Source organism: Streptomyces sp. SA15 (assembly GCF_002291145.1).
Classification (GTDB): Bacteria; Actinomycetota; Actinomycetes; order Streptomycetales; family Streptomycetaceae; genus Streptomyces.
Genome location: NZ_NTGE01000136.1, coordinates 1 through 9,661, shown reverse-complemented (window position 1 = coordinate 9,661; position 9,661 = coordinate 1). Strand labels below are relative to the sequence as shown.

Here is a 9,661-nt window from a genome sequence, read left to right as displayed (position 1 = left end):
GTCGGCTCCGGTGGGGGCGTCGGCGGCGGTGGGGGCGTCGGCTCCGGTGGGGGCGTCGGCTCCGGTGGGGGTTCCGGGGTCGGGACCGGGTCGGGGCGCGGCTGCGGGTGCTGGGGGTCCGGGTCCGGTGCGGGCCCCGGCCCGGGGCCCGGCGTCGGTCCGGGCTGAACGGGATCGGGGTAGGGGTTCGTCATGACGTCCTCCGGCCAGTCGGTCGACGTAGGCTCTGGACTACTCCCCCGCGTACCCGACGGCAGCCCCAGCACTCACTCCCCCGCGTGAAGGGCCTGGTCCGGGTGGGCCTGTCGCGTGCCATCCGGTACGGCTGTCAGAACCGGCCGGGATGCTCCGCGAGCCAGTCCTTCGCCGCCCGCAGCAGCTCCGGGTCGGCCGCCGGAGCCTCGGCGGTGTGGCGCTCGGCCCACTTGACGACGTACGGGCACAGCGGCGCCACGGCGATGCCCTCGCGCTCGGCCGTGGCGTACAGCCCGCGCGCCAGCGAACCCGCGATGCCCTTCCCCTCGTGGGCCGGTTCGACGATCGTGTGCACCGGGACGAGCGCGCCCTCGGGTGACGCGAGGACGAAGTACTCGATGTGGCCGACGACTTCGCCGTCGCCGATCGCCTCCAGGCGGCCCGCCGCCCGGTCGTCGCGGATCTCGATGTCGCTCATGGGCACGCTCCTGGTCCGTACGTAGGGGGCCGGTGGTCGAAGGTCAGGCGGACACCGACTGCGGGCTGCGCTCCTGGTCCGAGCCCGGCACCGGCTCGGAGGGGTCGGCCCCCAGGGCCACCATGCGGTTGTCCCGGTCCACGTGCACGACCCGCGGTTCGAGTGCCCGCGCCTCGGCGTCGGTCACCTGTGCGTAACTGATGATGATGACCAGGTCGCCGGGGTGGACGAGGTGGGCGGCGGCGCCGTTGATCCCGACGACACCCGAGCCCCGCTCGCCCTCGATGACGTACGTCTCCAGGCGGGCGCCGTTGGTGATGTCCACGATGTGCACGAGCTCGCCGGGCAGCAGGTCGGCGGCGTCGAGAAGGTCGGCGTCGATGGTCACGGACCCTACGTAGTGCAGGTCTGCCTGGGTCACCGTGGCACGGTGGATCTTGGACTTGAACATGGTACGCAGCACTTTGGACTCCTGGAAGACGGCTCCCCGCCAGCTCTCTGCAGGTCAGGGGCGTCGTTCACTGTACATCGGCATGCCTTTCAATCGAAGACTTGCCAGAACATCGTGCGCCACGACGAGCAGGCTTCTCACCTGCGCGATCTGCGCAAGTCAAGCTGCCGCGGAGCCGTCGACCAGGAGCAGGTATGGAAGACTGTCCCGGTCCAATGCTGATTGGATGCCGGCTTACCTGACGACCCATCAGGTAAGCCAGGCGAGGCCAGTGTGGTGATTGCCAAGGACCTGGGCCTCAGCGTCCGGTCGGTGCAGCGGCGGCGGCAGGGATAGGGCGAGGGCGGCCCGCGAGACCGACTTTTCCCGTTTACCTTCTCTTCACGTGGCGGATAAGGCAGTCCGCAAGTTTTTCGGTGAACCGCCGGCAGGATGAAAGACGGGAAGGCTGACACGCTCGGCAAGCTCATCCGTGATGCCAGGCAGCACAGAGGCTGGACACAGACACAGCTGGCCGAAGCTCTCGGCACCAGTGAGATGATCGCTCGAATCGGTGAAGCCCTCGACAGCGAAATCGTCTCCCTGGGCTATGCGGGCCCGATGCATCTGCGCGTGGTCGGCGGGTCGCCTCCTCTCCGGCTCGATCGACGTCAAGACCAGCAAGAACGCGTGTGTCGCGCTGCTGTGCGCCTCGCTGCTCAACTAGGGGCGCACGGTGCTGCGCCGGGTCGCCCGGTTCGAAGAGGTGTATCGCCTGCTGGAGGTGCTGAACTCGATCGGCGTAGGACGCGGTGGATCAACGACGGCGTCGACCTGGAGATCGTGCCGCCGGCCGAGCTGGACATGGAGGCCATCGACGCCGCGGCGGCCCGCCGTACGCGCTCGATCATCATGTTCCTCGGCCCGCTGCTGCACCGCTTGGACCGCTTCAGGCTGCCGTACGCGGGGGGGCTGCGACCTCGGCACCAGGACCATCGAGCCGCACATGATCGCGCTGCGCCGGTTCGGCCTGGACATCGCGGCGAGGGAGGGCCTCTACCACGCCCGCGTCGACCGCACCGTCTCCCCCGGCCGCCCGATCGTGCTGACCGAGCGCAGGGACACCGTCACCGAGAACTCACTGCTCGCCGCCGCCCGGCACGACGGGGCGACCGTCATCCGCAACGCGTCCTCCAACTACATGGTCCAGGACCTGTGCTTCTTCCTGGAGGCACTGGGCGTACGGGTCGAGCATCGGCACGACGACGCTCACCGTGCACGGCGTACCGGCCATCGACGTCGACGTGGACTACTCGCCCTCCGAGGACCCGGTCAAGGCGATGAGCCTGCTGACGGCGGCGGTCGTCACCGAGTGCGAACTGACCGTGCGCCGAGTGCCGATCGAGTTCCTGGAGATCGAGCTGGCGGTCCTGGAGGAGATGGGGCTCGCCCACGACCGTACGGACGAGTACTTCGCGGACAACGGCCGCACCCGGCTGATCGACCTGATGGTCCGCCCCTCCAAGCTGGAGGCGCCGATCGACAAGATCCACCCGATGCCGTTCCCGGGCCTGAACATCGACAACGTGCCGTTCTTCGCGGCCATCGCGGCGTCGGCCCATGGCAAGACCCTCATCCACGACTGGGTCTACGACAACCGCGCGATCTACCTGACCGACCTGAACCGCCTCGGCGGCCGCCTCCAGCTCCTCGACCCGCACCGGGTGCTGGTCGAGGGCCCGACCCGCTGGCGAGCCGCCGAGATGATGTGCCCGCCGGCGTTGCGCCCGGCAGTGGTGGTGCTGCTGGCGATGATGTCGGCGGAGGGGACGTCCGTGCTGCGGAACGTGTATGTGATCAACCGGGGGTACGAGGATCTGGCGGAGCGGTTGAATTCCGTGGGGGCGCAGATCGAGATCTTCCGGGACATCTGATGGCCGGATGCCGCCACATCTGGGTTTGACCTGCGATGCGACGGCCCGGACCGCTCGTTCGTTCCCTCCCGGCTCAGGCCCTCCAGGTGATCGACTGGGCTTCGCTGTAGCCGTGCGAGCCGAAGGGGCCGCAGTCGGGGACGACAGGTGTTTCCGGGTGCTGCTGGGCGGTGTTGACGCCGACGTTGGCGCTGCGCAGTCGGGTCGCGAGGTGGCGGGCGTGGGTGGGGTCCGCGGAGAAGACGTAGTCGTGGAGGGCCGTGGGGGTGCGGGTGGCGATTCGTACCGCCTCGGCCTCGTCGTCGAAGGGGATCACGGCTACCACCGGGCCGGAGATCTCCTCCAGCGCGATCGGCATGTCCGGGGTGACGTCGGCCAGGACGGTGGGGGCGGCGTAGAAACCGGGCTTGATCTGGGGGCGGTCGCCGCCGGTGGTGATCCGGGCGCCCTGGCGTCTGGCGTCTTCGACGTAGGCCTCGACGCGGTCGCGCTGGGCGTCGGAGATGAGCGGGCCGACGACTGTGGAGTCGTCGGCGGGGCTACCGACGGTCGCCGACCGCGCGTACGTCGTGAGTGCGTCGACGGCCTTCCCGTACAGCGTCCGGTGGACGAGCATCCGGGCCGGTGCCGTGCCGGTCTGGCCGCTGTGCAGGGAGAAGGCCAGACCGGCCGTCCGGATCGCCGACTCCAGCGCCTGCTCGTCGGCGTCCTCCAGGACGACGGCCGTGCCCTTGCCGCCGAGTTCCAGGACTGCGCGCTTCAGCTGCCCGCTCGCGGACACGGCGATCCGCTTTCCCACGGCGGCGGAACCGGAGAAGCCGACCAGGTCGATGTCGTAGTGGGCGATCACCGCCTCGTTGGTGATCGGTCCGGATCCCACAACGACGTTGAACACGCCGTCCGGCAGACCAGCCTCCTTGAGGATCGGGCCCAGCTCCAGGAAACCGAGCGGATCCTGCGGGGCGGGCTTGGCGACCACGGTGTTGCCCATGGCGAGGGCCGGGGCGACCATGCCCACGAGCTGGGCGACGGGGAAGTTGTGGGAGGTGATGCACGCCACGACGCCCAGGGGACGGCGCACGGCCGCCGCGCCGATCAGCCCGCCGTCCGCCAGCGGGCTCGCGGCGACGGGGTGCGGCGCGAGGGCCGCGGTGCCGGACTCCCGTACAGCGCGCGCGGTACGGCGGAAGCAGTCGGCCGCGGCGAGCACGTGCAGGGACCTCGCCACCCTCGTGGTCGCGCCGGTCTCGGCCCGTACCAGGGGCACCAGTTCGTCGGCCCGCTCGGAGATCAGGGCGCCGATGCGCTCCAGGACTGCGGCGCGCTCGCGTGGATCGGCGCGGGACCAGTCGTGGAACGCGGTCCGGGCGGCCCTGGCGGCGGTCCAGACCTCGGCGGCGTGGCCCTCGGGGGCGTGGCCGACGACTTCCTCGGTGGCCGGATCGGTGATCTGGTAGTGGCCCTGCTCGGGCGCGTGCCAGGCGCCGTCGATCCAGTGGCCGTACTTCCTGGGGGACTTGGGGGACTCAGGGGACTTGGAGGAATCGGTCATGATTCAGGCTCTCTTCGACGGGCCGAGGCTCGTTAGAGCCGCCATAGACGGCGTCGGTGTGGGGAGCGGTCCTGCCGGTGGCCACGGTGTCTGTGCGGGTGCAGGTGCGGGTGCGGGTTCAGGGCGTCGGCGAATCCGGCCAGGGCAGGTCGGTCTCGACCGGGGTGGTGTAGTCGACGCCGGGGACGTCGAAGCCGTACAGGGCACGGAACTGGGTACGGAACCACGGGATGTCGGCCAGTTCGCCGACGTTCTCGGGCGTGATCGACCGCCAGCGTTCGGCCACGGCTGCCTGGACCGGCTCGGACGTCTCCCAGCGGTCGAGGCGGATACGGCCGGCCTCGTCGACGTCGGGCCGGTCCGCGGTGAGCTGGTTCCACAGCTGGAGCGACTGCTCAACGGGCGACGGGAAGCGCTCGCCGAGGACGCCGCGAAGCAGACAGACGTAGAGCGGGATGCCCGGGATGGCGGTCAGCGCCTGGCTGATCAGGGCGCCGTTCACCGAGGTGAAGGCGCGCCCGCCCACCGCCGCCAATCGCCTGGTCAGGGCACGTGCGGTGAACTCCAGGTCGGCCTTGGCGGCGCCGATCGTGCCCGCGCGGTAGATCGCCGAGGTCAGTGGTGAACCGATGTAGCTGAGGGCGACCGTGCGGAAGCGGTCGCGCAGCAGCCCGCGCTCCGCCAGCGCGGTGACCCAGCGGGACCAGTCCTCACCGCCCATGACCCGCACCGTCGCGGCGGTCTCGGTCTCGTTCGCCGGGCCGACGGTCACCTCGCGCAGGTACGCGGCGCCGTCGTCGGCGAACTCCAGGTTGCGGGTGGTGTGCGGCGCGCCGAGCGGCTTGAGCACCGACTGGTAGGTGGTGCCGCTCCGTGGATCGGTGCGCCGGGGCGCGGCCACGCTGTAGATCAGGTAGTCCACCCCGCCGAACCGCTCGGCCAGCAGATCCAGCGTCTCGGTCTTGGTGGTGTCGGCGAACGCGTCGGCGTTGCGGAACGAGAAGTCCGACCCGAGTTCGCGGGCGATCGCATCGGTGGCGATGGTGCGGTACCACCCGGCGGTCGCGCTGCGGCGCCCGGCCGGCCGTTCGAAGCCGATGCCCACGCCGTCGATGCCGTACCGCACGAGCCCGGCTACGGTGCTCGCCAGGCCGTAGCCCGCGCTCGACCCGATCACCAGCGCCGTCGGCCGCCGCGCCGGCGGTTTCTCGGCGGCCGGTATCTCGGTGCGCATCAGCTCGACACTGCGGAGGCATCCGGTCGGATGCGATTCGAGCAGCAGATAGCCGCGTCCCGTCGGGTTGACGACGCGTTCGGAGTGCGTGGGTGGTGGGTGCATCATCTGCGTCATCTGCGTCGTCGTCTCCTGTGCCTGTGTGCCGGTGGGCCAGTGTGCCGGTGTGCCGCTGTGCCGTGTCAGTTCTCCAGCAGGGCTTGCCTGAGCTGCTGGACCACGTCGTCCGGCGTCGACTGGTGGGACATCGACGACGTGTCCAGCCGCAGGCCGGTCGACGAGTTCAGGCGGTTCCGCAGGGTCAGGATGGACAGCGAGTCGAGCCCGAGATCGCGGAAGACCTGGTTCGGCTGCACCGCGTCGGCCGACTCGAGCCTGAGCACCGCCGAGATCTGCGCGGAGATCAGGTCGAACAGCGTCCGGTCCCGGTCGGCCTCCGCCATCGACACGAGCCGTTGCCGCAGCGAGGTCACCGAGGCCGCGCCGCCGCCCGCCGTACGTTTGCCGGTGCTTCGGACCAGGGACCTGAACGCCGGCGGCAACGCCTCCCCGGCGCCGGCCCGCCTGGCCTGCTCGGTCAGGTCCAGCCTGGCGGGAATCAGAACGGGCTCGTCCGCACGGCAGGCGGCATCGAACAGCGCGACGGCCTCCCGCACCCCCAGCACGCCCACACCCTCGATCCCGGTACGGGACACCGCGTCGCCCGACGCCCACGGTCCCCAGGCCAGCGACACGGCGGGGGCACCGCTGGCCCGGCGCCTTCGGGCGAGCGCGTCCAGGGCGGCGGCCGACGCGGCCAGGGCGGCGATTCCGGTGCCGCCGACGGTCCCGGCGAACGACGAGCACAGGACGAGAGCGGCGGTTCCGATCTCCTGGTCGAGGATCTCGGCGGTGCCGACTGTGGCGTGGACCGCCTCGGCGAACGAATCAGCGCTCGCGTCGCTCGGCAGTGCCTGCGGTACGTACACGACCTTGGTCAGCCGATGCCCTGCGTTCAGACGGTCGATCAGCTCGCGCAGCGCCGTGCGGTCACCCGGATCGCACGCCGCGTTGGTCACGTTGGCGCCCAACGCGGTGAGTTCCGTGGTCAGTACGGGATTCTCTGCGCCGACAAGCACCAGGTGCCGCACCCCGTGCACGACGACCAGGTGCCGGGCCAGGTGTTCGCCCATGGGCGTGGCCCCGCCGATGACCAACGTTGTGCCTTCGGCTCCGGCGGACCGCGCTCCGGCGAACCGCTCCGGATCGCCGGTCGGCCTGCTCGGTACGAGCCGTGGCACCCTGGCCCGGCCCTCGCGCAGTGCCAGCTGCGGCTCGCCGGACATCACGGCCCGCGGCAGCACACGCCACGACGCTTCGTCGTCGTCCACGTCGGCGAGTACGAACCGTCCGGGGTGCTCGGCCTGCGCGCTCCGGATCAGTCCCCACACCTTGGCGGCGGCCAGGTCGGTGCCTCCCCCGTCGAATGCCGGCACCGCGGAGGTGGTCAGGAACACCACGGTCACCGTGGCGAGTGCGTCGGTCGCCAGCAAGGCGTCCAGCCGGCGCAGTGCCTCCCTCACGGTGGCGGTGGCTACCGCGCCCGCCGGCACGGTGAGCACCAGGTAGTCCGGCAGATTCCCGCCTGCTTCGAGCAGCGCGTCAAGGCCCGGCCGCGTGAGTACGTGCACGCCCGCAGCCGTCAGTCCCGCTGCCGCACCGAGCGGGTCGGCGCCCACGACCGCCCAGTTCGCCCTGCGCGGCGACGACTTCCCGGCCTGGTCGATCCACACCTCCTGGTAGAGCGCGCCGAGCTGCGCGGCCCAGGCGGCCCGCAGCTCCCCCGGGTCGACGGGGGCGGTGCCGACCGTGAACTCGGCGACCGGATCACCCAGGGTGTCGGCCAGCATCACCGACACAGAGCCGGTACGGCTCGGACCGATCCGCACGCGCAGGGCGGACGCGCCGACGGCGTGCACGGTGACTCCGCGCCACGATGTCGCCAGTTGAGGGCCCTCGGTACTCGTGGCGTGGAGTGCGGCGTGGAGTGTGGCGTCGAGCAGGGCGGGGTGGATGTTGTAGGTGTCGGGGTCGGAATCGGGATCGGTGGGGAGGGTGACTTCGGCGTAGATGTGGTTGTTGTGGCGCCACGCCCGCTGGAGCCCTTGGAAGGACGGCCCGTACTCGTATCCGCCTGCGGCCAGGGTGTCGTAGGAGATGTCGAGGGGTTGCGCGCCGGACGGGGGCCAGGCGGTGAGGTCCCAGTCCGGGGACGGTGTGTCGGTGTCGAGGACGCCGGTGGCATGGCAGGTCCAGGTCGTGCCGATGCCAGTGCCCGTGCTCGTGTCGGTGCTTGTGTCGGGGCGGGCGTCGATTCGTATCGGGCGTACGCCGTCGGTGGTGGCCTCGCCGACCTCCACCCGCAGGCGCACCGCGCCGTGTTCGGGCAACACCAGCGGGGTCTGCACGGTCAGCTCGCGGATACTCCCGCATCCGACCCGGTCGGCCGCGTGCACCGCCAGTTCCACGAACGCCGCACCGGGCAGTACGACGGTGCCGGCCACCGCGTGATCGGCTAGCCAGAGATGGCTGGACAGAGAGATCCGGCCGGTGAAGACCACGCTCGCCGCGCCCTCGGTGACAGCGCCCAGAAGGGGATGACCGGCCGCCGTCAGCCCGACGCCAGCGACATCACGCCGACTGTTGTCGGGAGTGAGCCAGTAGTGCGTCCGTTGGAAGGGGTAAGTCGGCAGCGTGACATGGCGGCCAGCACTCTGATCTGCCGGATTCCAGCGGGAGATGGCGCCGGCGGTGAAGGCATCGCCGACCGAGCGCAGGAAGTCGACCAAGTCGCCGTTGTCCCGGCGCAACGTCCCGATGCTGCGGGCGGGGCTGGCCGTGCTGTCGATGGTCTCCTGTACGCCAGGGACCAGTACCGGGTGTGCGCTGGACTCGACGAAGGTGTCGTAGCCGTCCGTCAGGAGCAGTCGGGTCGTGGCCTCGAACTCGACGGTGTCGCGCAGGTTGTTGAACCAGTAGGCGGCGTCGAGTTCGGTGGTGTCGACCTGCTGCGCGGAGACCGTCGAGTAGAAACGGATGCTGCCGGCTTGAGGGCGGATCGGTGCCAGCAACTCCAGCACCTGGTCACGGATCGCGTCCACGTGCCGGGAGTGCGACGCGTAGTCGACCGGGATCCGCCAGGTCCGTACGCCATCAGCCTCAAGCATGGCCTGCAACTGATCGAGGGCCTGCGCGCTGCCCGAGACCACCGTGGACCCTGGACCGTTGATCGCCGCGATACCGATGTCACCGGCCCACTGCCGCAGTCGGGGCCGCACCTGCTCCACCGGTAGCGCGACGGACACCATGCCGCCCTGCCCGGCCAGTGTGCGAATGGCCTGACTGCGCAACGCCACCACACGGGCTGCGTCCTCCAGCGACAACGCGCCGGCCACGCAGGCCGCCGCGATCTCTCCCTGCGAGTGCCCCAGCACCGCGTCCGGCCGCAACCCGTGGGCCTGCCACAAGGCCGCCAAGGACACCATCACCGCGAACAACGCCGGCTGCACCACATCCACCCGCGCCAACAGCGCCGCACCCTCATCGGTGAGCAACACCTCCAGCAAGTCCCACTCGACAAAGGCAGACAGGGCCTGTGCACATTCGTCCAGGCGGGACTTGAACACCGGGGCGGTCGCATACAGCTCACGAGCCATCGCATCCCACTGCGATCCCTGGCCCGGAAACACCAACACCGTCTTCCCGGCCCCAGCCGTCCCCGTCACCACGTCCTCAGCGGGAACACCATCCGCCAGAGCCCTCAACCCGGCCAGCAACTGCTCGCGGTCGGTACCGACCA

The 9,661-nt window shown here is 70.5% G+C and carries 6 protein-coding genes and 1 pseudogene; 1 reads left to right on the top strand and 6 read right to left on the bottom strand.

Annotation, left to right across the window (positions count from 1 at the left end):
- The 3 genes from CLM62_RS50820 to panD form a co-directional block, all read right to left on the bottom strand.
- A partial coding sequence (locus CLM62_RS50820) for a hypothetical protein (RefSeq protein WP_095753333.1) occupies window positions 1-194 on the bottom strand: 194 nt, incomplete at its 3' end.
- 134 nt (window positions 195-328) lie between these two features.
- Complete coding sequence (locus tag CLM62_RS31705) at window positions 329-673, bottom strand: GNAT family N-acetyltransferase (RefSeq protein WP_095753330.1); 345 nt, start codon at window positions 671-673, stop codon at window positions 329-331.
- Between the two features lie 43 nt (window positions 674-716).
- Window positions 717-1,136 (bottom strand): aspartate 1-decarboxylase, encoded by a 420-nt coding sequence (gene panD, locus CLM62_RS31700; protein WP_095753329.1) that lies wholly within the window; start codon window positions 1,134-1,136, stop codon window positions 717-719.
- Between the two features lie 703 nt (window positions 1,137-1,839).
- Between panD and CLM62_RS31695 the strand changes: the two are divergent.
- Window positions 1,840-3,037: pseudogene (locus CLM62_RS31695) on the top strand (UDP-N-acetylglucosamine 1-carboxyvinyltransferase).
- A gap of 73 nt (window positions 3,038-3,110) precedes the next feature.
- Here the strand turns inward: CLM62_RS31695 and CLM62_RS31690 are convergent.
- The 3 genes from CLM62_RS31690 to CLM62_RS31680 all read right to left on the bottom strand — a co-directional run bounded on the left by CLM62_RS31690 (window position 3,111) and on the right by CLM62_RS31680 (window position 9,551).
- A complete protein-coding gene (locus CLM62_RS31690) occupies window positions 3,111-4,589 on the bottom strand; it encodes an aldehyde dehydrogenase (protein ID WP_095753328.1) in 1,479 nt (492 codons plus the stop codon).
- Between the two features lie 118 nt (window positions 4,590-4,707).
- Window positions 4,708-5,940, bottom strand: a complete 1,233-nt coding sequence (gene fabV / locus CLM62_RS31685; protein ID WP_373559208.1) for an enoyl-[acyl-carrier-protein] reductase FabV — start codon at window positions 5,938-5,940, stop codon at window positions 4,708-4,710.
- 65 nt (window positions 5,941-6,005) lie between these two features.
- Window positions 6,006-9,551, bottom strand: a complete 3,546-nt coding sequence (locus CLM62_RS31680; protein ID WP_306457948.1) for a type I polyketide synthase — start codon at window positions 9,549-9,551, stop codon at window positions 6,006-6,008.
- Window positions 9,552-9,661: the final 110 nt, after the last annotated feature.

Bases quoted from the DNA above. Each gene is read 5' to 3' on its own strand.
- CLM62_RS31705 (WP_095753330.1), bottom strand. From the start codon at position 673: ATGAGCGACATCGAGATCCGCGACGACCGGGCGGCGGGCCGCCTGGAG.
- CLM62_RS31690 (WP_095753328.1), bottom strand. From the start codon at position 4,589: ATGACCGATTCCTCCAAGTCCCCTGAGTCCCCCAAGTCCCCCAGGAAG.
- fabV (WP_373559208.1), bottom strand. From the start codon at position 5,940: ATGACGCAGATGATGCACCCACCACCCACGCACTCCGAACGCGTCGTC.